The sequence below is a fragment of the Kribbella sp. NPDC043289 genome (assembly GCF_056436705.1).
The window spans coordinates 212,626-234,851 of sequence record NZ_JBWKCB010000002.1 but is presented as its reverse complement, the minus strand read 5'-3'; the positions used below and the strand labels follow the sequence as shown (position 1 = coordinate 234,851).

Annotated in this window: 25 protein-coding genes; 10 read left to right on the top strand and 15 right to left on the bottom strand. The window is 69.0% G+C overall.

The window, feature by feature from the left end; genetic code table 11:
• Positions 1-36 precede the first annotated feature (36 nt).
• Positions 37-585, top strand: coding sequence for a nitrilase-related carbon-nitrogen hydrolase (locus tag AC0662_RS13015; RefSeq protein WP_478300523.1), 549 nt, complete (start codon positions 37-39; stop codon positions 583-585).
• Here the strand turns inward: AC0662_RS13015 and ispF are convergent.
• The 3 genes from ispF to AC0662_RS13000 are packed head-to-tail and all read right to left on the bottom strand — an operon-like array spanning position 579 to position 2,260.
• Entirely contained in the window at positions 579-1,049 is a 471-nt protein-coding gene (gene ispF, locus AC0662_RS13010) for a 2-C-methyl-D-erythritol 2,4-cyclodiphosphate synthase (RefSeq protein ID WP_452203263.1), read from the bottom strand. The genes AC0662_RS13015 and ispF overlap by 7 nt on opposite strands.
• Complete coding sequence (gene ispD / locus AC0662_RS13005; protein ID WP_478300521.1) at positions 1,046-1,744, bottom strand: 2-C-methyl-D-erythritol 4-phosphate cytidylyltransferase; 699 nt, start codon at positions 1,742-1,744, stop codon at positions 1,046-1,048. The genes ispF and ispD overlap by 4 nt, the downstream gene beginning before the upstream one ends.
• A 30-nt stretch (positions 1,745-1,774) precedes the next feature.
• Positions 1,775-2,260 (bottom strand): CarD family transcriptional regulator, encoded by a 486-nt coding sequence (locus AC0662_RS13000; protein ID WP_130446326.1) that lies wholly within the window; start codon positions 2,258-2,260, stop codon positions 1,775-1,777.
• Positions 2,261-2,558: 298 nt separating this feature from the next.
• On the opposite strand from AC0662_RS13000, the gene AC0662_RS12995 reads away from it, so the two are divergent.
• Complete coding sequence (locus tag AC0662_RS12995; protein WP_452203261.1) at positions 2,559-3,209, top strand: hypothetical protein; 651 nt, start codon at positions 2,559-2,561, stop codon at positions 3,207-3,209.
• A gap of 93 nt (positions 3,210-3,302) precedes the next feature.
• On the opposite strand, the gene AC0662_RS12990 is transcribed toward AC0662_RS12995, so the two are convergent.
• From AC0662_RS12990 to AC0662_RS12980, 3 genes are all read right to left on the bottom strand, one after another.
• Entirely contained in the window at positions 3,303-4,322 is a 1,020-nt protein-coding gene (locus tag AC0662_RS12990) for an iron-siderophore ABC transporter substrate-binding protein (protein ID WP_452203260.1), read from the bottom strand.
• An 80-nt stretch (positions 4,323-4,402) separates the two neighbouring features.
• Positions 4,403-5,080: a response regulator gene (locus AC0662_RS12985; RefSeq protein WP_184837161.1), complete on the bottom strand. Its 678-nt coding sequence runs from the start codon at positions 5,078-5,080 to the stop codon at positions 4,403-4,405.
• Positions 5,077-6,294: a sensor histidine kinase gene (locus tag AC0662_RS12980; RefSeq protein ID WP_478300516.1), complete on the bottom strand. Its 1,218-nt coding sequence runs from the start codon at positions 6,292-6,294 to the stop codon at positions 5,077-5,079. Before AC0662_RS12980 ends, AC0662_RS12985 begins: the two co-directional genes overlap by 4 nt.
• A gap of 196 nt (positions 6,295-6,490) precedes the next feature.
• On the opposite strand from AC0662_RS12980, the gene phoU reads away from it, so the two are divergent.
• Positions 6,491-7,198, top strand: coding sequence for a phosphate signaling complex protein PhoU (gene phoU, locus AC0662_RS12975; RefSeq protein WP_452203258.1), 708 nt, complete (start codon positions 6,491-6,493; stop codon positions 7,196-7,198).
• A 61-nt stretch (positions 7,199-7,259) separates the two neighbouring features.
• Here phoU and ppgK read toward each other — a convergent pair whose 3' ends face one another.
• From ppgK to AC0662_RS12950, 5 genes are all read right to left on the bottom strand, one after another.
• The gene (ppgK, locus tag AC0662_RS12970) at positions 7,260-8,012 is read right to left on the bottom strand and encodes a polyphosphate--glucose phosphotransferase (protein WP_478300513.1); all 753 of its coding nucleotides are present in this window, start codon (positions 8,010-8,012) and stop codon (positions 7,260-7,262) included.
• Positions 8,013-8,141: 129 nt separating this feature from the next.
• Positions 8,142-8,888 carry a phosphoglyceromutase gene (locus AC0662_RS12965; protein ID WP_452203256.1) on the bottom strand — a complete coding sequence of 249 codons (747 nt, stop codon included), beginning with the start codon at positions 8,886-8,888 and terminating at the stop codon, positions 8,142-8,144.
• A 64-nt stretch (positions 8,889-8,952) separates the two neighbouring features.
• Entirely contained in the window at positions 8,953-9,438 is a 486-nt protein-coding gene (locus AC0662_RS12960; RefSeq protein WP_452203255.1) for a type III secretion system chaperone family protein, read from the bottom strand.
• Entirely contained in the window at positions 9,435-10,727 is a 1,293-nt protein-coding gene (mshA, locus tag AC0662_RS12955; protein WP_478300510.1) for a D-inositol-3-phosphate glycosyltransferase, read from the bottom strand. Before mshA ends, AC0662_RS12960 begins: the two co-directional genes overlap by 4 nt.
• Before the next feature lie 123 nt (positions 10,728-10,850).
• A complete protein-coding gene (locus tag AC0662_RS12950) occupies positions 10,851-11,729 on the bottom strand; it encodes a helix-turn-helix transcriptional regulator (RefSeq protein ID WP_478300508.1) in 879 nt (292 codons plus the stop codon).
• A gap of 128 nt (positions 11,730-11,857) precedes the next feature.
• Between AC0662_RS12950 and AC0662_RS12945 the strand changes: the two genes are divergently transcribed.
• The gene (locus tag AC0662_RS12945; protein ID WP_478300506.1) at positions 11,858-12,610 is read left to right on the top strand and encodes an SDR family oxidoreductase; all 753 of its coding nucleotides are present in this window, start codon (positions 11,858-11,860) and stop codon (positions 12,608-12,610) included.
• Here the strand turns inward: AC0662_RS12945 and AC0662_RS12940 are convergent.
• Positions 12,582-13,817, bottom strand: a complete 1,236-nt coding sequence (locus AC0662_RS12940; RefSeq protein WP_478300504.1) for an amidohydrolase family protein — start codon at positions 13,815-13,817, stop codon at positions 12,582-12,584. The two genes, AC0662_RS12945 and AC0662_RS12940, sit on opposite strands and share 29 nt — an antisense overlap.
• Before the next feature lie 93 nt (positions 13,818-13,910).
• Here AC0662_RS12940 and AC0662_RS12935 point away from each other — a divergent pair, with 93 nt between their 5' ends.
• The 5 genes from AC0662_RS12935 (at position 13,911) to AC0662_RS12915 (ending at position 18,097) form a co-directional block, all read left to right on the top strand.
• Positions 13,911-14,912 (top strand): hypothetical protein, encoded by a 1,002-nt coding sequence (locus AC0662_RS12935; RefSeq protein WP_452203250.1) that lies wholly within the window; start codon positions 13,911-13,913, stop codon positions 14,910-14,912.
• Positions 14,913-15,083: 171 nt separating this feature from the next.
• Positions 15,084-15,833, top strand: coding sequence for an SDR family NAD(P)-dependent oxidoreductase (locus AC0662_RS12930; RefSeq protein WP_452203249.1), 750 nt, complete (start codon positions 15,084-15,086; stop codon positions 15,831-15,833).
• Positions 15,834-16,322: 489 nt separating this feature from the next.
• Positions 16,323-16,820, top strand: a complete 498-nt coding sequence (locus tag AC0662_RS12925; protein ID WP_452203248.1) for a helix-turn-helix domain-containing protein — start codon at positions 16,323-16,325, stop codon at positions 16,818-16,820.
• Positions 16,821-16,981: 161 nt separating this feature from the next.
• Positions 16,982-17,524 carry a hypothetical protein gene (locus AC0662_RS12920; protein WP_452203247.1) on the top strand — a complete coding sequence of 181 codons (543 nt, stop codon included), beginning with the start codon at positions 16,982-16,984 and terminating at the stop codon, positions 17,522-17,524.
• 228 nt (positions 17,525-17,752) lie between these two features.
• Positions 17,753-18,097 (top strand): DUF2516 family protein, encoded by a 345-nt coding sequence (locus AC0662_RS12915; protein ID WP_478300501.1) that lies wholly within the window; start codon positions 17,753-17,755, stop codon positions 18,095-18,097.
• Positions 18,098-18,328: 231 nt separating this feature from the next.
• On the opposite strand, the gene AC0662_RS12910 is transcribed toward AC0662_RS12915, so the two are convergent.
• Positions 18,329-19,120, bottom strand: coding sequence for a L,D-transpeptidase family protein (locus tag AC0662_RS12910; RefSeq protein ID WP_452203245.1), 792 nt, complete (start codon positions 19,118-19,120; stop codon positions 18,329-18,331).
• Between the two features lie 91 nt (positions 19,121-19,211).
• On the opposite strand from AC0662_RS12910, the gene AC0662_RS12905 reads away from it, so the two are divergent.
• Positions 19,212-19,715 carry a macro domain-containing protein gene (locus AC0662_RS12905; protein WP_478300498.1) on the top strand — a complete coding sequence of 168 codons (504 nt, stop codon included), beginning with the start codon at positions 19,212-19,214 and terminating at the stop codon, positions 19,713-19,715.
• 33 nt (positions 19,716-19,748) lie between these two features.
• Here the strand turns inward: AC0662_RS12905 and AC0662_RS12900 are convergent, their stop codons facing one another.
• Both AC0662_RS12900 and AC0662_RS12895 read right to left on the bottom strand, forming a co-directional pair.
• Positions 19,749-20,336, bottom strand: coding sequence for a L,D-transpeptidase (locus tag AC0662_RS12900; RefSeq protein WP_452203243.1), 588 nt, complete (start codon positions 20,334-20,336; stop codon positions 19,749-19,751).
• 234 nt (positions 20,337-20,570) lie between these two features.
• A complete protein-coding gene (locus tag AC0662_RS12895) occupies positions 20,571-22,226 on the bottom strand; it encodes a glutamate--tRNA ligase (RefSeq protein WP_478300496.1) in 1,656 nt (551 codons plus the stop codon).

The following is a 22,226-nucleotide window of genomic DNA, read 5'->3' as shown; positions in this document are numbered from 1 at the left end:
AGGATATGGAAAGCCCAAGAACCACTATTGGACGTCATGGATCGAGCGGCGTTCGATGGAGGTATGACGATCTTCCGCGCAGCCGTTGTCCAGTTCGAAGCCGTTCCTGACCAGCCCGCCGCCAATCTCGCCACCGTCGAACGACTGGCCCGGGAAGCGGTCGCCGACGGCGCCCAGCTCGTGGCGTTCCCGGAGCTGTGCCTGCTCGGCTACTGGCACCTCCGCCGGCACACCCCCGAGCGCCTGCACGAACTCGCCGAGCCGGCCGACGGACCGCTGGTCAGCCGGGTCCTTGCTCTCGCCAAGGAACTCGGCGCCGGCCTCGGCGTCGGCTTCCTGGAGAGCGCGGACGGCACGCTCTTCAACGCGTACGCCGTCTGCTTGCCCGACGGGCGCGTCCACGTGCACCGCAAGCTGCATCGAGGCAGTGGTCCCCGCCGACCTGGATGTCGACTTGGTGCCCTTGGCAACCGGACGCCGCTGGCTTCGCGGCCGCCGCCCCGAGCTCTACGCCCTGCTCACCCAGCCGATGGGCAACGAACTGAACCCGCGCGAGGCCCGGTTCTCTTCGGAGCCGGTCAGTAGATAAGAGCTGTCGCCATCGCGACGATTCCTTCGGCGCGGCCGGGGAAGCCGAGGCCGTCAGTGGTGGCGGCGCTGACCGAGACCTCTGCGTCGCAGGCCGCGGACAGTACTTTCTCGGCCTCGACGCGGCGGGTGCCGATCCGCGGCCGGTTGCAGACGATCTGGACGGTGACGTTGCCGATCTCGAAACCGGCGGCCCGGACCCGTCGCGCCGCCTCGCTCACCAGCGCGGTCCCGGCGGCGCCGGCCCACTCCGGCTCGGCCGTGCCGAAGTTCGACCCGAGATCGCCCAGCTTCGCGGCGGTGAGCAGCGCCGTACAGATGGCATGAGCTGCCGCGTCGCCGTCCGAGTGTCCGGACAACCCAGCAGGTTCGTCCGGCCAGTGCAGACCGGCCAGCCACATCGGGCGCCCGGCTTCCAGCGGGTGTACGTCGATCCCGTTGCCCACCCGAGGGAGCTTCACGAGGTCCGCCTCTCCGCCAACAGCGCTTCGGCCAGCAACAAGTCCTGCGGGCGCGTCACCTTGAACGCGTCCGGAGATCCCTCGACCGTCTGCACGGTCACCCCGAGCCGCTCACACATCATCGCGTCGTCCGTGACACCGGCATCCGCGCCGGCGGCATGCGCCCGCCGCAGCACCTCAGGAGCGAAACCCTGCGGCGTCTGCACCGCGACCAGGGTCGAACGGTCCGGCGTCTCGACCACCTCGCCACCGGGCCCGACCCGCTTGATGGTGTCCGTCACCGGCACCACGGGTACGACGGCTTCGGCGCCGGCTCGCACCGCCGCGACGACGCGCTCGATGGCCTCCGCCGGGACGAACGCCCGGGCCGCGTCGTGCACCAGGATGCAGTCGATGCCGTCCACCGGGACCACGTCCAGCGCGGCCCGGACCGAGGCAGGGCGTTCGGCCCCGCCCGCGACCACGAGCAGCCGCGCGTCCCCGACGTACGGCTCGAGCTCCTTGCCGACCGTCTCCTCGGATCCGGGCGGCACGGCGACCACGAAACAAACGAGGTCGGCGGCGGTCGCTGCCCGCAGCCCACGCACCGCGTGGACCAGCAGCGAGTCGCCACCGACCTCTCGAAATGCCTTCGGGGTGTCGCCACCCAGGCGCAGCCCCAGCCCGGCCGCGGGAATCACGACCGCGCTACTCATCAGGACTACTTCGGTTGGTGTTCGACCGAACTACGAAGCGAGGACCTCGTCGAGGATGGCCTCGGCCTTGTCCTCGTTGGTGTGCTCGGCCAGCGCCAGCTCGGAGACCAGAATCTGGCGAGCCTTCGCCAGCATCCGCTTCTCACCGGCCGACAGGCCACGATCACGTTCCCGGCGCCACAGGTCGCGAACGACCTCCGCCACCTTCAGCACGTCACCCGAGTGCAGCTTCTCCAGGTTCGCCTTGTAACGTCGCGACCAGTTGGTCGGCTCCTCCGTGTGCGGTGCACGCAGCACGTCGAAGACGCGCTCCAGGCCGGCCTGATCCACGACGTCACGCACGCCGACAAGATCGAGGTTGCACGCGGGGACCCGGACGACCAGGTCGTTCTGAGCGACGATCCTCAAGACCAGATAGGTCTTGTCCTCACCTTTGATCTGACGGGTCTCGATGTCCTCGATGACGGCCGCTCCGTGATTGGGGTAAACAACCGTCTCGCCGACTGTGAAAGTCATGTGTGAAGTGCCCCTTTCCGAGATCCATATTACCACGTAGCTCATGGTCCGGTCGGGACGTTTGCGCTGGTCAGAGCCCACTTCCCGCCTTGACAAACGCTCGCTTGCGTGCCTCGTGCGCGTGTGGGCCTTTGCTCCGGGCACCGGTCCGGGAGCACCGCGACGTCCCGGCCGGGGCATCCCGGCGTCGGGCCCGGGACGGCCGAGGGCTACGCTGTGGGGCGCCGGAGGCGGCCGCCTGACGGTGTTCACAGTTGTCGCAGACCAGCTCGATTCAGCTTGCACGAGAGGGATTCCAGTGCCGATCACGTTGTCCTCGCGGTTCGCCCGGCGCACCGCGCTGGCGGGTGCCGCCGCCACTCTCAGTATCGCGCTGGCGGCGTGCAGCGCGAGCTTCGATGCGCCGACCCTGCAGCCGTACCAGGCCGCCGAGGGCACGAACGCCGAGTCCGGCCAGATCAAGGTCCGCAACATGCTGGTGCTGGCCGACGCCGAAGGCAAGGGCGAACTGCACAGCGTGATCGTCAACGACGGCGACGTGGCCGACACACTGGTCAGCATCACGCAGGCCCCGGCCGGGACGCAGGACGGCCAGGCCGGTGGCGACCAGCCGCAGTCGGGCACGGTCAAGTTCGATGGCCTGAGCGACCCCGTGGACCTCGCGCCGCACACCGCACTGATGCTGCCGGGCAGCAGTTCGACGGAGCCCGTGGGCGCGTCGACCACCCCGTCCGCGACACCGTCCGGGACCCCCAGCGCGGGTCCGACCGAGACCCCGTCGGCCACGACGCCGGGCGCTGAGGACAACGGCCCCGCGGTGGTCGTCACCGGCGCGAAGCCGGGCCAGATGGTCAACGTGACGATCAGCTTCGGCCACGCGGCGCCGATCTCCACCTACGTCCCGGTCCTCACCGACGACCACTACTCGCCGCCCACCTCGGCCGAGTAGTCCCCACCTACGACAGAAGGGGCCGCCCCGGCGCGGGACGGCCCGTTCTGCTTGGTACGGCGAGCCTGTGGCCGAGGCTCGCCGTACCCGCTCTCAACCCTTGCTGGCCGCGGCTGCCTTGGACAGGCCGGGAATCACCTTGTCCAGCACCCACGGGACGCTGAGCACGCTGACCGCGCTCATCCCGGAGATCACCTGCTGGTCCTGCAGCGGGTAGGCCCCGCCGCCCTGCACCGCCTTCAGCGACGAGTAGACCGGGTCGGCCAGGAACTTCTGGGTGCCGATGCCGTCGACGTACGCGATCAGCACGTCGGCGTCGACGTCGGCGACCTTCTCCTTGCTGACCGTCAGCGAGAACTCCTTCTTGGTGTTGGTCTTCTCCAGCGCCTCGACCCCCGGCGCGTTCTTGAAGCCCATCTCGTTCAGGATCTGCACCCGCGGGTCGCCCGGCATGTAGATGTAGTTCTCCGGACCGAACGAACCGACCGTGATGGTCTTGTTCTTGAACTCCGGGTGCTCGGTCGCGACCTGCTTGATCTTGTCCTGGATGCCGGTGATCAGCTTCTCCGCGTCGGCCTTCTTGCCGAGCGCCTCGCCGACCAGCAGCGTCTGGTCCTGCCAGCTGGTCTGCCACGGCGCCCCCGGGTACGCGACCGTCGGCGCGATCCCGCTCAGGGTCTTGTACGTCGCCTCGTCGAAGCCCTCGTACGGGGCCAGGATGACGTCCGGCTTGAGCGCCGCGATCTGCTCGAACGGGTACTTGTCCCCGGCGTCCAGCAGCGTCGTCTTCGACTTGTCGAACTTCTCGGCGTCCCACGCGGTGACGCCGTCGGCGGTCTGGCCGTAGGTGACCTTCGGCATCCCGACCGGGGCCTCGCCGAGCGCGTAGACCACGTCCTGGGCGTTCCAGCCGAGCGTGACGATCCGCTCCGGCTTCTTCTCGATCGTGGTCTCGCCGAACGTGTTCTTCAGCGTCACCGGGAACCCGGACGACGCCGTACCGCCCGACGTGTCGGCCTTCGTGTCGCCGTCACTGCCGCAAGCGGCCAGCGAGGTCGTGGCGAGCAGCACGGTGGTGACCGCGCTGACGACCTTGGTACGGGACCAGGACATGAATGACTCTCCTTAGCTTGCCTCAACTAAGGAGAGCCTAAGCTAACCTCACAGGCCGTCGCGACCTGTGGGGGTGTGACTCAGGACTCGAACTTGTACCCCAGACCACGCACCGTGACCAGGTGCGCCGGGTTCGACGGGTCCTTCTCCAGCTTCGAGCGCAGCCGCTTCACGTGCACGTCGAGGGTCTTGGTGTCGCCCACGTAGTCGGCGCCCCAGATCCGGTCGATCAGCTGACCGCGGGTGAGCACCCGGCCGGTGTTCCGCAGCAGCATCTCGAGCAGCTCGAACTCCTTCAGCGGCAACCGGATCTCGGTGCCCGCGACCGTCACCACGTGCCGCTCGACGTCCATCCGGACCGGCCCCGCCTCGAGGGTGTCCGGCAGCAGCTCGACGTCCTGGCCACGACGCAGTACGGCGCGGACGCGGGCCAGCAGCTCACGCGGGCTGTACGGCTTCGTGACGTAGTCGTCCGCACCCAGCTCGAGCCCGACGACCTTGTCGACCTCGGTGTCCTTGGCGCTCACGATGATCACCGGGACGTTGCCCCGGCTGCGGAGCGCCCGGCAGACCTCCGTGCCGGACAGACCCGGCAGCATCAGGTCGAGCAGGACGATGTCCGCACCGGCGCGGTCGTACTCGTCCAGCGCATCCGGCCCGGTCTCCGCGACGGCGACCTCGAACCCTTCCTTGCGCAGCACGTACGACAGTGCGTCGCTGTAGCTCTCTTCGTCTTCGACGACCAGCACTCGGGTCACGAAGCTGTCTCCTTTGCGATCTGACCTGACGGGGTGGGCGTCAGGGATATGGCCGGTTCCTCCTGGCTGGTGGAGCCGGTCTGGCCCGGCGCGGGTTCGAGCCGCAACGGGAGTCTCACGGTGAAGGTGGAGCCTTGGCCCTCGACGCTCCAGACCCGCACGTCGCCGCCGTGGATCGAGGCGATGTGCTTCACGATCGAGAGGCCGAGGCCGGTTCCGCCGGTCTCCCGGCTACGGGCCCGGTCGACCCGGTAGAACCGCTCGAAGATGCGTTCCAGGTCGCTGCTCGGGATGCCCACGCCCTGGTCGGACACGGTCACCTCGACCAGGTCCCCGATCGGGTGCGCGGCGACCGCGACCCGGGTGCCGTCGGGGCTGTAGTTGATCGCGTTCTCGACCAGGTTGCCGATCGCCATCGACAGCTGGTCCTCACTGCCGAGCACCTCGAGCTCCGGCTCGGTCTTCACGACGATCTTGATGTCGCGGTCCTCGGCGTCGATCCGGCAGCGGTCCACCGCGGTCTCGATGATCGCGTTGATGTCCACCGGGCCCGGGTTCTCGAGCGGGTCGTCGCCCTGCAGCCGGGACAGCTCGATGATCTCCTTGACCAGCCGGCTCAGCCGCGAGGCCTCGACCCGCATCCGGTCCGAGAACCGCTGCACCGCCTCCGGGTCGTCGGAGGCCTCGGAGACCGCGTCGGCGAGCAGGATCAGCGCGCCGACCGGGGTCTTCAGCTCGTGGCTGACGTTGACGGTGAAGTCCCGCCGGATCGCGTCCAGGCGGCGCTCCCGGGTCCGGTCCTCGACCAGGACCAGCACCAACTGACTGCCCAGCGGCGCCACCCGGGCACTCACGTACTGCGTGGCGCCGAGCCGGCCGCGGACGATCTCCAGGTCCTGCTGGCGGATCTCACCGTCGCGGCGGACCTGACGGACCATCGTGAGGATGTCGTCCACGACCAGTCGCTCGCCGCGGACGATGCCGAGCACGTGCGCCGGGGCGCTGGCCTGCAGGACCTGGTCCTCGGGGCCCATCACGACCGCCGAGGAGCGCAGTACCGACAGCACGGTGGCGACGCCGGCCGGGACGATCGGATCCGAGGTCTCCGGGATCTTGCGCTGAGCCCGCTCGGAAAGCGTCATCGCCCCGAGCGAAAGCAGAGCCAGGGCCGCGCCGATGACGCCGCCCAGCACCGCAGCCAGCGTGGGGTCCACGGCAACGATGCTACGCGGGCGACCAGCAGGGAAAGACCGAATGAGCACCCGATGACCGGGACACGTCTCAACTGTTCACCAGGCGTTCACCACGCGTCGCCGATCGGCAACCTCGACGGCATACGGTCCCGGTGGGACGGGTACCGTGCGGGTGCTCTCCCGCGGCACCGGACACCACAGATCGGATTCGAACACCATGCGTGACAGCTACCACGAGCAGCTCGACGACATCCTCGCCGAGCTGGAACGGATGACGCGAACGGTGTCCACCGCCGTCCGCCGGTCGACGGCCGCCCTCCTGGAGGCCGACATCCGCAAGGCCGAAGAGGTCATCGCGGCCGACATCCAGCTCGACGCCGCCGGTGAGGGTGTCGAGGAGAAGGTCTTCGAGCTGATGGCCCGGCAGTCCCCGGTCGCCAACGAGCTGCGGATGCTGGTCGCGGCGCTGCGGATGGTCGCGGACCTCGAGCGGATGGGCGACCTGGCCTCGCACGTGTCCAAGATCGCCCGGATGCGCTACCCGGCGCCCGCGATCCCGAACGAGTTGCACGACGTGATCGAGGCAATGGGCTCGGTGGCGGGCAAGATGGTCGACGCCGCCGGTGACGTGATCGCCTCCCGCGACGTCGAGGCCGCCGAGAAGCTCGAGGCCAGCGACGACGAGATGGACAAGCTGCGGTCCAACCAGTTCCGCCTGATGATGGACGAGCACTGGCCGCACGGCGTCGAGGTCGCCGTCGACATGGCCCTGCTCAGCCGGTACTACGAGCGCATCTCCGACCACGCGGTCGCGATGGCCCGCCGGGTCGTCTACCTGGTCACCGGCGAGCTCCCGGTCGCCATCGGTGGCACCGCTGCCGGCTCCGGCGCGGGCGCCTCCACGCCCAACCCGAACGGCAACTGACCTGACCAAAAAGTAGCCCGCAGCAACCAGAAGGTTGCTGCGGGCTACTTTTTTCGTTGGGCTACCCGCTGAACTTCTCGTGCGCGGCCATCGCCGCGCCGACGATGCCGGCGTTGTTGAGCAGCTGAGCCGGCTTCACCGGGGTGGAGATCTCGAGCAGCGGCACCCACTTGTCGGCGTGCTTGCTGACCCCGCCGCCGACCACGATCAGGTCGGGGGTGAACAGGCCCTCCACATGCCGGAGGTACCGCTGCACCCGCTTGGCCCACTGTTTGTACGACAGGTCCTCGTTGTCCTTCGCCGCCGAGGAGGCCTTCTTCTCCGCGTCGTACCCGTCCAGCTCGAGGTGGCCGAGCTCGGTGTTGGGCACGAGCTGGCCGTCGAGCAGCAGCGCGCTACCGATCCCGGTGCCGAAGGTGAGCAGGATGACGACACCGTCGACGCCCTTCGCCGCGCCGAACCGGGCCTCGGCGATACCGGCCGCGTCGGCGTCGTTGAGCACGGTGACGTCGCACTGGGTCTTGTCGGTGAGGACCTTGTCGACGTCGGTCCCGATCCAGCTCTTGTCGACGTTCGCCGCGGTCCTGGCCACACCGTTCTTGATCACGGCCGGGAACGTCGCACCCAGCTCACCGGTCCAGCCGGCTTCCTTGACGATCCGGGCCACGACCTCGGCGACCGGCTCCGGCGTGGACGGGTCGGGCGTCAGGTACTTGACCCGCTCGGTCGCCAGGTCGCCTTTCTCCAGGTCGACGACGGCACCCTTGATCCCGCTGCCGCCGATGTCGATCCCGAAAGCGGTCGACGTCCTCATCCTGGACACCTGCTCTCTCCGCTCGCTGGCACTGTCGAGCCCTACGTGCCGACCATACCGAACCACTGCAGTCGTCCAGGTGAACAACCAGACACGAACTGTAGGCGGTTGCGGCTGGGCGGCTCGGGCTCAGCGGCCCTGGTTCTTGACGGCTTCGATGGCTTCCTTGGCGGCGGTCGGGTCCAGGTACTCGCCACCGGGGGTGACCGGGTTGAAGTCGTCGTCGAGCTCGTAGTACAGCGGGATGCCGGTCGGGATGTTCAGGCCGACGACGGTCTGCTCGTCGAGGTTGTCGAGGTGCTTCACCAGGGCGCGCAGCGAGTTGCCGTGGGCGGTCACCAGGACGGTCTTACCGGTCCGCAGGTCGGGCACGATGGCGTCGTACCAGTACGGCAGCATCCGCTCCACGACGTCCTTCAGGCACTCGGTCGCGGGCAGCAGCTCGGACGGCAGACCGGCGTACCGCGGGTCACCGGCCTGGTCGTACTCGGAGCCGCGCTCGATGGCCGGCGGCGGGGTGTCGTAGGAGCGGCGGAACAGCATGAACTGCTCCTCGCCGAGCTCCTCCAGGGTCTGCTTCTTGTCCTTGCCCTGCAGGCCGCCGTAGTGCCGCTCGTTCAGCCGCCAGGACCGGCGGACGTCGATCCACTGGCGGCCGGCGACCTCGAGCGCGATGTTCGCGGTGCGGATCGCCCGGCGCAGGACCGAGGTGTGCAGGACGTCCGGCAGCAGGTCGCGGTCGCGGAGCAGCTCGCCACCGCGGTGCGCCTCCTCGACACCCTGGGCGTTCAGGTCGACGTCCACCCAGCCGGTGAAGAGGTTCTTGGCGTTCCAGTCGCTGTGGCCGTGGCGGAGCAGGATCAGGCGATAGGTCATGCCTCGGAGTCTATCGAGTGTCCCGTGGGCGGCGTCGCTCGAGTGATAGCGGTGTCCAGGCACACTAGGGCTCCAGCCAGCCTTTGAACGCGTCCAGGTTGCGGGTGGATTCGCCGCGCGAGACGCGCCACTCGTACTCCTTGCGGATCGACGAGGCGAACCCGAGTTCGAGGATGGTGTTGAACGACGAGTCGGAATACTCCAGGACCGCGCCGAGCAGCCGGTCCACCTCGGTCGGGGAGATCGCGTGCAGCCCGACCCGCCCGTCCAGGTGGATGTCGCCCAGGTGGTCGACGGCGAACGCGACGCCGTACATCTTCAGGTTCCGCTCCAGCAGCCAGCGGTAGACGGCCTCGTGGTTCTCGTCCGGGCGCCGCGCCACGAACGCGTGCACATGGACGGACTGCGGGCCGACGGTCAGCGTCACCGTGGTCTTCAGCTTCCGCTCGCCCGGCAGGTCCGCGGTGAACGCACCCGGCGTCGACTCGGTGAACTCGATCTCGTTCTCGGTCAGCACCTGACGGATCACGTCCGCCGCCGCAACTCTCACCCGGCCACCTCCGCGGCGATGTCCGCCGCCATCGTCTGTGTGGCGGTCCGGTAGGCCGCCAGCGTCTTGCGGGCGGTGAGTTCCCAGCCGAAGTGCTGCGCGTGCTCGACCGCCGCGTGGCTCATGCTCTCGCGGGTCGCCGGATCCGTCGCGATCCGCGCCAGCGCGTCGGCGAAGTCGTCCACGCCGTGCCCGCGTACCAGGTACCCGGTCCGGCCGTGCACCACCGCGGTACTCAGACCGCCGACAGCCGCCGCGACCACCGGCGTACCGCAGGCCTGGGCCTCGAGCGCGACGAGCCCGAAGGACTCCGAGTACGACGGGACGCAGACCGCCGACGCGGCGCGGTACCAGTCGGCCAGCCCCGAACGCTCCATCGGTTTCACGAACCGGGTCACGTCGTCGATCCCGAGCGCCCGCGCGAGCTCGGCATGCGCCTCGGGGTGCTCCATCCCGTTGCCGGACGGACCGCCGATGATCGCCACCACCAGCCGCTCGCGTAGCCCCGGGTCCCGCTCGAGCATCCGCGCCGCCGCCCGGATCAGCAGGTCAGGCGCCTTCAACGGCTGGATCCGCCCGACGAACGCCAGGACGACGGCATCCGCCGGTACGCCGACCGCCTGCCGCGCCGCGGCCTGGTCCCCCGGGCTGAACAGCTCCAGGTCGACGCCCGGATTGACCACACCGACCTTCGCGGGATCGGCGCCGTACAGCTCGATCAGCTCGCGCGCCTCGTCGTCGGTGTTGGCGAGCAGGCGGTCCGCGGCCTCGACGACCTGTTCCTCACCGAGCAGCCGCGCGGGCGGCTCTGGTACGTCGTCCTCCGCGAGGCTGGCGTTCTTGACCTTGGCCATCGTGTGCATGGTGTGCACCAGCGGGATCGCCCACCGGTCGCGGGCGAGCAGACCGACCTGGCCGGACAACCAGTAGTGCGAGTGGATCACGTCGTACCAGCCCGGTTCGTGGATCGCCTCGGCGCGCAGGACGGCGCGGGCGAACGTACACAGCTGGGCCGGCAGCTCGTTCTTGGTGAGGCCCTCGTACGGTCCGGCGGCGACGTTGCGGACCGTGACGCCGGGCATCAGCTCGACCCGGGCCGGCAGCGCCGACGCGGTCGCGCGGGTGAACACGTCGACCTCGATCCCCAGACCGGCGAGCTGCTTGGACAGCTCGACGACGTACACGTTCATCCCACCGGCGTCCCCGGTGCCCGGCTGGTCGAGCGGCGACGTGTGCAGGCTGATCATCGCGACCCGCCGGAGGGGACGGTCTGCGGAGGATCCGGTCATGGGGCCTCCCGGCCTGGACTGAGGAGCGGAGGGAGCGAAGCGACTGGAGCGACGAGGGAAGGCCGGGAGTCACAGCCCCATGACCCGCGGCGCCGGAGGCGTCGCATGTGTACAGTCACGCCGTCAGGGTAACTCTGGCGCTTTCGCTGGGGATCGGGAGTTCTCCCTATCGGGCGCGGACCAGCTGGCGAGCAGGCGGAGGTTCTGTTCGGAGGGCGAACCGGGCTCGACGGTGTAGGTGACCAGCATCTGGTCCGGATCGCCCGGCAGCTGGAGAGTTTCGTAGGCGACGGTGATCTCACCGACGTCCGGGTGGTGCAGGACCTTGGCGCCGAAGCTCTTGTCCTTCACATCGTGCCGCGCCCAGCGCTCGCGGAACTCCTCGCTGTGGATCGACAGCTCCCCCACCAGCTCGGCGAGCTCCGGGTCGTCCGGGTACCGCCCGGCGTACATCCGCAGGTAGTCGACGCTCTCCGCGGCGACCGCCTCCCAGTTCGGGTAGAAGTCGTGGGCGGCCGGGTCGAGGAACACCATCCGCGGGACGTTCCGCTGCTTCGGCGCCAGGCTGCCGAAGTCGCCGATCAGCGCGGCAGCGAGGTCGTTCCAGGCCAGCACGTCCATCCGGTGCCCGAGCACGAACGCCGGTACGTCGGTCATCGAGTCGAGCAGCCGTTGCAGGCCGGGGCGGATGCGTTGGGTCGTACGGCGTCGGCTCTTGCGGCGGCCCGGTTTCGCCAGTACTGCGAGGTGTTTGCGCTCGTCGTCGGTCAGCTTGAGGACGTCGGCGACAGAGTCCAGGATCTCCTGCGAGACGTTGTCCGTGCGGCCCTGCTCGAGCCGCACGTAGTAGTCGGCGCTGACACCGGCGGCCTGCGCGAGTTCTTCGCGGCGCAGCCCGGGGACGCGGCGCCGGCCGCCGTACACCTTGAGCCCGAGGTCCTCGGGCTGCACCCGGCCCCGGCGTGACTTGAGGAACTCGGTCAGCTCCGCGCGACGATCCATGCCTCCAGTATCCAGACCGGCCGGGCCCGCAACCTGGTCCTGGCAGAACCAGGCTCGACAGACACCTGGGTAGACCTCGGCGAACGCTCCAGGATCGGTGCCATCAACCACTTCCCCTGGAGGACACGATGACTAATCTGACTGATCTGACCGGCCGTACCGCTGTCCTCACCGGCGCCGCGAGCGGGATCGGCGCCGCGATCGCCACCCAACTGGCCGAGGCCGGCGCCGCGGTCGCCCTGGTCGCCCGGCGCCAGGACCGCCTCGACGACCTGGCCGGCAAGCTCGGCCCGCGGACCATCGGTGTCTCGCTCGACGTCACGTCGCAGGAGTCAGTCGACACCGGCGTCGCGCAGATCCACGAACGGCTGGGCCGCGTCGACCTGGTCGTGAACGCCGCGGGCGTGATGCTGGCGGCGCCGGTCACGGACGGTCGGCTCGACGACTGGACCCGGATGATCGACACGAACGTGACCGGCGTACTGCGGCTGATCCACGCCTTCACCCCGGATCTCGTCTCGGCCGCCGGCGAAGGACGGACCGCCGACCTGGTGAACATCTCGTCGATCGGCGCGCACGCGATCTTCCCCGGGTACGCCGTCTACGGCGCGACCAAGGCGGCGCTCACCCAACTGTCCGCGGCACTCCGCGCGGACCTCTCGCCGTACGACGTCCGCGTGACGAACATCGAACCGGGACTGACGGACACCGAACTCGCGACGCATATGGACGGTCCCGGGCAGGAACTGATCGCTTCGATGAACGAGCAGATCGGGCCGCTCGCCGCCACGGATATCGCCGACGTGGTGACGTTCGCGGTGAGCCGGCGGCGGGAAGTGAACCTGCGTCAGATCATCGCGCTGCCGACTCGGCAGGCGTGACGTCTTGGCCGGCGAGGTACACGGCCGTTGGTGTGGCCAACGCACCGATGTCCGTGACCGGATCGCCTGCCACGACGAGCAGATCCGCGTCCGCGCCCGGCCGGATGCGGCCCTTCGGCAGACCGAGTACGTCGGCTGCGGTCGACGTCGCCGCGATCAGCGCGGCCGCGGCGGGGATGCCTGCTTCGACGTACTCCGCGAGCGTTGCGGGCAGCAGCCCGTGTGGTTTCGCCGGACCGATCCCTCCGTCCGATCCCGCGACGATCCGGACGCCGCCCTCGTACAGGCGGCGGACCGCTTGCTGCAGCTTCGCCTCGCTGATGCCCGCCTTTGCGACCATCTCGAGGATGTGTGGCGGTACGACGATCGAGCGGTCCGAGCCGAGGGTTCCGCAGACGGTGACTCCCTGGAGTTCGGTCAGGAGATCGTCGTCGATGACGACACCGTCCGGGGTGAGGCAGGTGCAGTGCTCGATGCCGTCGACACCGGCCTCGGCGGCTTGGCGGACGGCCGCGAGGGCATGCGCGTGGGCGGTGATCGGCAGGCCGAGCGCGTGAGCCTCGTCGACCGCGGCGGCCAGTTCTTCGCGGGTGAATTGTGGGCTCATCGTGTCCGTGCCTGGTGTGATGACACCGCCGCTGGCCATGATCTTGATGACGCCCGCGCCGTTGGCTGCGCGTGCGCGGACGGCCGCGCGGATCTCGTCGACGCCGGAGACCTCGCCGCCTAGTGACCAGCAGTGACCGCGCTTGCTGGTGAGCGGCGCACCAGAGGCGACGACGGTCGGAAGCCCCGGGGTCCCCTTAGCTGGTGGCGACTGCCCTGATTGCCATCTGAGGACGGCGTCGCGGGGGTCGCCGAGGTCGCGGACGGTGGTGACGCCGACGGCGAGGTGGCGCCGCAGCGAGTGCTCGATGGTCGCGGCCAGCGCGCGAGTGGTGGCCTTGACGCCGGCGGTGGACGCGGAGATGCGCAGATTGTCGGCGAGCCGGTCGAGGGCGCCGGGGCTAGCGTCCGCGGTGAGGTGAACGTGCGCGTCGATCAGCCCCGGAAGGATCGTGCTGCCGGGCAGCTCGCGGACCGGCCAGCCCGGGGGCGGCTCCGCTGCGGTGTCGACGATCCTGCCCTCATCGACGAGCACCACCCGATGGTTGCTCAAACGTTCTCCGTCGAAGATCCGAGCGGCCTGTAGCGCGATCCTGGTCACGAGTCGCAGTGTCTCTCAAGGTGGGTCTAACACCACCCCGGTTGGCGGATTCGCCCCACTGCGCAGGACGCCGTACGCCGAAAGCATTGAGGCATGCGAACAGTCCTGCAGGAAGCCAAGTCCTGGCACCGTCCCCTGATGCTGATGGTGCTCGCCATGACCGGTCTGGTCGTGGCCTCCGGTATCGGGCTGCTGGTCGACCACCGGGAGATCCTCAATGAGTCCGTCTGGCTCAAGCCGTTCAAGTTCGGCATCTCCTTCGTCCTGTACGGCGCGACGCTCGCGTGGCTGTTGTCCAAGCTGCGCAAGGCGAAGCGGTTCGGCTGGTGGATGGGTACCGCGTTCGCGGTCACCGGTGTGGTCGACGTCGGCTTCATCGCGATCCAGGCCGCCCGCGGCACGTTCAGCCACTTCAACTCCAACCCCGACACCTTCAACCAGGTCGGCCAGCAAGTGTTCATGTCCGGCGTCCTCGGACTGTTCGGCGCCAGCCTGGTGGTCGCGATCATGCTGCTCTTCCAGCGGGTCGGCGACGCACCGATGAACCGCGCCATCCGGGTCGGCCTCGGCCTCGCCGTCGCCGGCATGGGAATCGCCTTCTACCTGGTCGGATCGCACAGCACCAACGAGCAGGTCACGGACGCGTACGGCCACCCAGTCACCCTGGGCGGCAGCCACGGCATCGGCGTCGAACCCGGCGGTCCCAGCATGCCGCTCACCCACTGGAGCACCGTCGGCGGCGACCTGCGCATCCCGCACTTCGTCGGCCTGCACGCGATCCACTTCCTGCTCATCACCCTGCTGGTCCTACACCTCCTCGCTCGCCGCGTCGCATGGATCCGCCCGGAACGCGTCCGCGCCCGCCTGGTCGGCGTCGCCGCCTTCGCGTACGCCGGCGTCATGGCGACCGTGACAGTCCAGGCCTTCCGCGGCCAAGCGCTCATCCACCCCGACGGCCAGACGCTGGGCATGCTCGGCGGCTTCCTGGCCATCAGCGCATTGGCCCTCGCCGGAGTCATCACGTCTGCTCGGCGGCATCCCGCCGTACCGACGCATGCGGCACCGCGACAGCCAGTCGGAGCCGGCCGGCCCTGACCAACAAACGCGGCACCGAGGCAGCCGATCAGCACCGGCCGGCCCCGACCGATACCCGCGGCACCGGGGGTGGGCGGTTGGGGGCGGCCGGGTTTGTCATGGCTTGTTCGGGGCTCGGGTGGGGTTGAGACGGCTCGTCGGGGCGCCGGGGTGTTTTGAGAGACTCGGAGTATGACTTCCAGCAAGCGTCCTCTGGCTGTGGTGACCGGTGCGAGCAGCGGGATCGGGGCCGCGTCGGCGCGGTACCTGGCCCGCGAAGGGTTCGAGGTGATCTGCGCCGCGCGGCGGCTGGACCGGATCGAGGCGCTGGCCAAGGAGATCGACGGTCGCGCGGTGCAGTGCGACGTGACGTCCGCCGACGACATCGCCACGCTGACCGCCGCCGTCGGCGACGAACTGCAGGTCCTGGTGAACAACGCCGGCGGCGCCTTCGGCCTCGAGCCGGTCGCCGAAGCAGACCTGGACGCCTGGCGCCGGATGTACGAAGTGAACGTCATCGCAGTCGCCGCGGTCACCAAATCGTTGCTCCCGGCCCTCATCGCCGGCCGCGGCACGATCATCGTGATGGGTTCGACCGCCGGGCAGGTCGCGTACGAGGGCGGCGGCGGGTACGTCGCCGCGAAACACGGCGCCAAGGCAGTCGTCGACACGCTCCGCCTCGAGCTCTACGACCAGCCGGTCCGGGTCAGCGAGATCGCCCCCGGCATGGTCCGCAGCGAAGGATTCGCCCTGACCCGCTTCGACGGCGACCAGTCCAAGGCCGACGCCGTGTACGCCGGCGTCCGCGAACCCCTCACCTCCGACGACATCGCCGACATCGTCGCCTGGATCGCCACCCGCCCCGCCCACGTAAACATCGACCGAATCACAGTCCGCCCCCGAGCCCAAGCCGCCCAACACAAAGTCCACCGCGAGCAGTAACCAACACTCGGCTCCGCCCACCCCGGGCTGCCCGGGCTGTCCCGGCCGGCCCAGCCACCCCGGTCGCCCAGTCCCCACAACCCCAAGCCGCCCCGGCGCGTGACCACACCCTTGGCCCCTCAGGCTCCCGCCCCGGCCATTCGGCGGGCTCGACCACACGCGCCGTTCCCGCCTCGCGCCACCCCGCACCCATTCCACGCCCACCGCTCTCACACCCACGCCCACGCCCGCAGCGAGGCCACCGCCCGCTCCGCCTCTCCGTCATTTCAAGGGGTGCCCCCTGAAATGACGGGTTAGCACCTGTGATCTTGGGGCGGCAACCCACCGCCTGAGGGGTCAACCCCTCGGGCGGTCCGGGAATCCTGCGGCTCGCCGGGCAACGCCTTGCTCGCCGGACAGCGGGTGGTTCGGGGGCGTGGGGCGGGAGGGTGAGCGGGCTCACGGGGTTGGTGCTTGCAATTGCAAGCGGGTTGTTAGCACACTGGGTCTATGGCCAGGTTGAGTGATCGTGCGGCTGGGGCGGTGGGCTCCCTCGGGGAGTACCTCGCCGAGCAGCGGCGGCATGCAGAGTTGTCGTTGCGGCAGTTGTCGGACCTGGCCGGAGTGTCGAACCCGTACCTCAGCCAGATCGAGCGTGGCCTGCGGAAGCCGTCCGCGGATGTGCTGCAGCAGTTGGCGAAGGCGTTGCGGATCTCCGCGGAGACCCTGTACGTGCGGGCCGGCATTCTCGACCCGGACGACAGCCCGGACGGCACGGGCGGTCGGAAGGCCGCGGGCGTGGTCGACGCCGTCCTGCTCGACCCCGCGCTGAACGAACGACAGAAGCGCGTCCTGCTGGACGTCTACACGTCGTTCGTCCGTGAGAACGCAGTCCCCGACGAGCCCCCGGCGAAGCCGCAGCCGGCTCGCAAGCGCAGTACCAACAACCCCAGTACGAACAAGCCGAGTACGAACAAGCGTGGCGCGAACAAGCCTGATGCGAACTAGCGCAGCACGGACGAGCCCGGCACGAACGAGCGCCGTACCGACAAGCTCGGTACGAACAAGCGCGGCACGAACGAGCGCAGTACCGACAAGCCCGGTACGAACACGCGCGGCACGAACCAGTACGCACTGAACCTGCTGAAGAGATCCCGAGGAGAAGCCTGATGGCTACCCGTACGCCCGTTACCCCGTTCTATGCGATCGCCGGCGCCGGCGACCTCGCGGTCGAGAAGTTCCGCGCTGTCGGCGAGGACGTGACCGCCCGGATCGCGAAGCTGGACCAGAAGGCCCTGCAGACCGAGCTCACCAAGGCCCAGTCCGAACTCGCCAAGGCGCAGGCCGAGCTGACCAAGCGCTTCGAGGCGATCGTCGCCGACGCGCGCACCGCCCCGGCCAAGCTGCGGGAGCTGCCGAAGACCGCGCAGGCCGGTTTCACCACCGTGCTCGGGCAGGCCGAGGAGACCTACGAGGACCTGGCCGGCCGCGGCAAGGACCTGGTCGAGCGGATCCGCCACCAGGAGTCGACCGAGGACCTGGTCAGCACCGCGAAGACCACGGTGAGCAAGGCCAAGGCCACCCGGACCACCGCGAAGAAGACCGCGCAGACCGCCCGCCGGAACGTGAAGGCGACCGCGACCAGCGCCCGAAAGACCGCGAAGGCCGCCGCCAAGGCCGCCGAGTCCGCCGCCGACAAGATCGGCGACTGACCCACCGAGACTGACCCACTGGGCGACTGACCCACCGAACGACTGATCCACCGAGGCGACTGGTCCCACAGGCGCGACTGGCGCCACAGCGGGCACTCGCCACACAGAGGCGACTGGAACTACTGACAGTGACGATTCACCCACCTCACGGTGAATCCTGGGTCCGGGCGGTCCACACCTGCCACGCGGCAGAGGTGGGGCGCCCGGTCTGTCGGTTAGGCTCGTAGCATGATCACCTTCCAGAGCCTGATCCCCGGGTTCGCCGATCCCCTATCGGTCATCTGGTGGGTGCTGATCGTCCTGAAGCTGGTCGCCCTCCTCGACGCGGCGCTCCGGCCGCGCGCGGTCTTCATCGCGGCCGACAAGCTCACCAAGCCCGGCTGGGTCCTGATCCTGGCCGTCTTCACCCTGAGCCAGATCTTCCAGGGCTGGCTGAGCTTCTTCGGCCTGATCGGCATCGTCGCGTCCGCCGTCTACCTGGTCGACGCCCGCCCGGCCCTCCGAGCCGCCACCGGCCGCGGCCGAGGCGGCTGGGGAGCCCTACGCCGCCGCCGCGGCCCCCGCCCCCTCTAACCCCTCCTCAAGCCACTCCGTCCCACCCCGACGCGCAAACACCCGCCCGAGGGCAACCGCCCGCGCCCGCGCCGCACCGCGCCGCGCCCGAGCCTCCGCGACGCCCGGTAACCCGGCGTACGCCGTCCCCCTCGCCAGCAGGCGAGCGCGCACACAACCTCCCGTGGGTTCGGACAGGCAATAACCTGTGCCGACCCACCACACCCTGTTCACACCCCCGCCCGCGAGAGGTTACGAGCGGTAGACGATGACCTTGTCGCCTACGTTGACTTCGTCGAAGAGGACTTTGATCTTGGCGAGGTCTCGGACGTTGACGCAGCCGTGGGAGGCGCCGTTGTAGCCTCGGGCGGCGAAGTCGGAGGAGTAGTGGACTGCTTGGCCGCCGCTGAAGAACATCGCGAACGGCATCTTCGAGTCGTACAGCTTGGAGACGTGGTTGCGGCTCTTCCAGCCGACCGTGAAGCTGCCTTCGCGGGTGGCCGTCTTGACCGCGCCGAAGCGGACGTCCATCTGCATCTTCACGACGCCGTCGACGACGTACCGCAGTTTGTGGGTGGACTTGTCGATGCACAGCGCGACACCGGTCGCGCAGCGCGCGTCGAGCTTCTTGCCCTCGACGACGGGCGCCGGCGGGTACAGCTCGGTCTGGGTCGGCTCGTGGGTGACCTTAGCCAGCTGGTCCAGGGTGTTCTGGTCGACGTACCCGAGCTGGGGGATGCCCTTCGACTTCTGGAACTTCTTCACCGCGGACCGGGTCATGGTCCCGAAGTCGTCGTCCAGGTAGCGCTTCTCGAGCAGCTTCAGCTGGACGAGGCGGGCCTCGACCTTGCGGACGTTCGTGCCGCTGGAGCCGTTCTTCCACAGCGCCTTCGGGTAGATCGGCAGCTCGCCGCTCACCTCGAACGGCACCGTTTTCAGGTCCTGCGTCGTCGCGCTGGCACTGGTCCCGGAACTCAGGAGTGCAGCAATCGCCCCGCCCACGACCAGCGTGGTCAGCATCTTGCGAATGATCGGCCCGCGCATCGGACACCCCTCTGGTAGCCCCGTTCCTACAGTTGTAGGACGCCCTCACCGCCAACATGGTTGGCTTCTCAGCGTACCGGAGGAACTGCGTATGGAGATCGGCCTGAGTACGGCGGACATCACCACGGTGCCCGCCGACGCGATCGTGAACGCCGCACATCACGCGTTGCGCGGCGGTGGCGGCGTCGACGGAGCGATCCACCGCGCCGGTGGGCCGGCGATCCTCGCGGAGCTGATCGAGCGCTATCCGAAGGGCACCCCCACGGGTACGGCGGTGTGGACCTCGGCCGGCGCACTACCCGCGACCTACCTGATCCATGTGGTCGGCCCGAACTTCACGGCCGGTCAACGGGATCCGGAGCTGCTCGAGTCGTGTTACCGCAACGCGTTGCGGATCGCGGACGAGCTCGGGGTCACGACGTTGGCGCTGCCCGCGGTGTCGGCCGGGATCTACGGCTGGCCGGCGCAGTCGGCCGCGGAGATCGCCGTGCGGACGCTCCGCTCGACCCCGACGGCTGTTGCCCAGGCCACCTTTTGCCTGGTGGAACCCCGGCTGTACAAGGCGTTCCGGAACGCGACAGCGGCCGGGGAGTAGCTCCCCGGCCGCTGGGCGAACACCAGATTCAGTTCACTTGCTGTAGACGACGACCTTGTCGCCGACGTGCACCCGGCTGAACACCCAGGCGATCTTCTTCTTGTCGCGGACGTTCACGCAGCCGTGCGACGCGCCGTTGTAGCCGCGGGCGCGGAAGTCCGACGAGTAGTGCACCGCCTGGCCGCCGCTGAAGAACATCGCGTACGGCATCTTCGAGTGGTACAGCGTCGAGACGTGGTTCTTCGACTTGCGGTAGACCTTGAACGTGCCGCTGCGGGTCGGCGTCTTCATCGCGCCGAACCGGACGTCCATCACCTGCACCGGCTTGCCGTTCACCAGGTAGACCAGCTTGCGGGTCTTCTTGTTGATGCACAGCACGCGGCCCTTGCTCAGGCACCGTGAGTCCAGCCGGTACTTCGCGATCGCCTTGCTGGACGCCGCGGACGACTTCGCCGCGGTGGCCCGCGGCGGCGCGCCGACCGGCGCCGGCGCGGTCGCCGACTTCTGCGCCGACCCCGCAACCTGGGGCGCGGCCTGAGCCGATGTGGTCGCCGTGAGCGCCCCGACCCCCACGAACGCGGCGGCCGTCAGAGTCGCGCAGACCTTACGCAGAATGCCCATTTTTCCCTTGTCCTTCCCCCAAAGAATGCTTCCACAAGACAGACGTCGCCGAGGCACGTCTGGTTGGTAACAAGTCAGAACTTTCTTCCCCCGCCACCGACCGAGAAGTATCTATCACACCTGCAGCGCTGAGTTCGCGCGGTGTGAGCGACCGTGTCCACTTCGTGCCCTACGTGTTGCCGGCCGGAGTCCCAGCAACCCCTTCAGTCACAGGGGTTACAGGGATTACAGGGATTACAGCCCGGCCAGTGCTCGCAGCCGGCGCAGGACTTCCGGAGCACCGAGCGCCTGAGCCGTCGCGTGCAGGTCGGGGCTGCGCGTCGCACCGGTGATCGCGACGCGGACGAGCTGCGAAGCCTCGCGGATCGAACCGACGTACGCCTCCGGATCCTTCTTGTACTCCTTGGCGTTCGACGCGAACCGATGCTTGCCCGCCAACGCACGGATCTGGCCGAACCACTCCTGCGGATCGTCGAGGTGCTCGTACGTCTCCACCAGGTCCGTGGCGAACGCCGTGACGACGTCCGCGGCGACACCGAGCGGAACCAGCCGCTCGTCGCCAGGACCGTCCACCGGCACGAACAGCTCCGGGAAGAAGAACCCGTACGCCGCCCTGAAGTCCGACCACTTCCGCAGGTCCTTGCGCGGGTTCTCGACACCGTCCCGCTCGACTGCGAGCGCCCGCAGCGCGAGCTCGGTCTCGTTGTCGAGCACGGGCACCAGCGCCGCGTCGTACTCCGTCGCCCAGATCCGCACCGCGTCGAGGATCTGCCGCCCGCTCAGGGTCGCGATGTGATCGGCGCTGATGTCCTCCAGCTTGACCAGATCGACCAGCGGACCAGCGACCCCGCACAGGCTCAGGTCGATCGGCGTCGACAACGCCTCCGCCAGCGGCAGCTCCGCGAGGCGGCCGTTGGCCAGGCCGCGCAGGTAGTACAGGACCGCGTCGGCGGGATAGCCCGCGGAGATGTAGAAGTCGACGCCGGCCTCGGGATCCTTGCGCTTCGACAGCTTCCGCTTCCCGCCCGGGATCTGCTTCATCAACGGCGCGATGTGCGCGTACGTGATCGGCTCGAACCCGAGCGCCGCGAACAGCTGCTGGTGCAGCGGAACCGACGAGATCCACTCGTCACCCCGGATGACCAGATTGACCCGCATCAGGTGGTCGTCCACCGCGTGCGCGAAGTGGTAGGTCGGCAGCCGCGGCGACTGGTCCGAGGACTTCAGGATCACCGCGTCGTTGCGGTTCGCCTCATGTTCGAGCCGCCCGCGGATCGCGTCGGTGAAGCTGACCCGCTGCCCGTCCGCGTCATCAGGTGCCCGGAAGCGCACGACGTACGGCGCACCCTCGGCCAGCTTCGCGGCGACGTCGGCCGGGTCCGCGTCGCGCCAGATCGCCCACGTGCCGTAGTACCCGGTCGGGACCTTCGTCGCCTGCTGGCGGGCGGTGATGTCGGCGAGCTCGTCCTTGGTGGCGAAGCACAGGTACGCCTTGCCCTCGCGGAGCAGGTGCCGCACGTAGCTCAGGTAGATCTGCTCGCGCTCGGACTGCAGGTACGGCCCGTACGACCCGTGGTCCTTGTCCTCGTCGGACGTGATGCCGAAGTAGTCGAAGGCGCGCGCGAACTGCTCGAGCGCGCCCTCGACCTCACGCGACTGGTCGGTGTCCTCGACACGGACGAGGTACACGCCGTTGGTGCTGGACGCGATGTCCCGGTCGATCATCCCGACGTAGATGCCGCCGATGTGGATGAATCCGGTCGGCGACGGGCCGAGCCGGGTGACCTTCGCCCCGTCCGGCAGCTCCCGCTGCGGGTACCGGTCGTCCCAGTCCTGCGGCTCCGGGAGGTCGCTCGGAAACAGCCCGTCGATCACCGCACGCTCCAGCAT

Excerpts from the sequence above, each read along its gene's own strand:
- AC0662_RS13015 (WP_478300523.1), top strand. The coding sequence starts at position 37 with ATGGATCGAGCGGCGTTCGATGGAGGTATGACGATCTTCCGCGCAGCC.
- ispD (WP_478300521.1), bottom strand. The coding sequence starts at position 1,744 with ATGAGTAGCGCGGTCGTGATTCCCGCGGCCGGGCTGGGGCTGCGCCTG.
- AC0662_RS13000 (WP_130446326.1), bottom strand. The coding sequence starts at position 2,260 with ATGACTTTCACAGTCGGCGAGACGGTTGTTTACCCCAATCACGGAGCG.
- AC0662_RS12990 (WP_452203260.1), bottom strand. The coding sequence starts at position 4,322 with ATGTCCTGGTCCCGTACCAAGGTCGTCAGCGCGGTCACCACCGTGCTG.
- phoU (WP_452203258.1), top strand. The coding sequence starts at position 6,491 with ATGCGTGACAGCTACCACGAGCAGCTCGACGACATCCTCGCCGAGCTG.
- ppgK (WP_478300513.1), bottom strand. The coding sequence starts at position 8,012 with ATGAGGACGTCGACCGCTTTCGGGATCGACATCGGCGGCAGCGGGATC.
- AC0662_RS12965 (WP_452203256.1), bottom strand. The coding sequence starts at position 8,888 with ATGACCTATCGCCTGATCCTGCTCCGCCACGGCCACAGCGACTGGAAC.
- mshA (WP_478300510.1), bottom strand. The coding sequence starts at position 10,727 with ATGACCGGATCCTCCGCAGACCGTCCCCTCCGGCGGGTCGCGATGATC.
- AC0662_RS12950 (WP_478300508.1), bottom strand. The coding sequence starts at position 11,729 with ATGGATCGTCGCGCGGAGCTGACCGAGTTCCTCAAGTCACGCCGGGGC.
- AC0662_RS12945 (WP_478300506.1), top strand. The coding sequence starts at position 11,858 with ATGACTAATCTGACTGATCTGACCGGCCGTACCGCTGTCCTCACCGGC.
- AC0662_RS12935 (WP_452203250.1), top strand. The coding sequence starts at position 13,911 with ATGCGAACAGTCCTGCAGGAAGCCAAGTCCTGGCACCGTCCCCTGATG.
- AC0662_RS12930 (WP_452203249.1), top strand. The coding sequence starts at position 15,084 with ATGACTTCCAGCAAGCGTCCTCTGGCTGTGGTGACCGGTGCGAGCAGC.
- AC0662_RS12925 (WP_452203248.1), top strand. The coding sequence starts at position 16,323 with ATGGCCAGGTTGAGTGATCGTGCGGCTGGGGCGGTGGGCTCCCTCGGG.
- AC0662_RS12920 (WP_452203247.1), top strand. The coding sequence starts at position 16,982 with ATGGCTACCCGTACGCCCGTTACCCCGTTCTATGCGATCGCCGGCGCC.
- AC0662_RS12915 (WP_478300501.1), top strand. The coding sequence starts at position 17,753 with ATGATCACCTTCCAGAGCCTGATCCCCGGGTTCGCCGATCCCCTATCG.
- AC0662_RS12910 (WP_452203245.1), bottom strand. The coding sequence starts at position 19,120 with ATGCGCGGGCCGATCATTCGCAAGATGCTGACCACGCTGGTCGTGGGC.
- AC0662_RS12905 (WP_478300498.1), top strand. The coding sequence starts at position 19,212 with ATGGAGATCGGCCTGAGTACGGCGGACATCACCACGGTGCCCGCCGAC.
- AC0662_RS12900 (WP_452203243.1), bottom strand. The coding sequence starts at position 20,336 with ATGGGCATTCTGCGTAAGGTCTGCGCGACTCTGACGGCCGCCGCGTTC.
- AC0662_RS12895 (WP_478300496.1), bottom strand. The coding sequence starts at position 22,226 with ATGCTGGAGCGTGCGGTGATCGACGGGCTGTTTCCGAGCGACCTCCCG.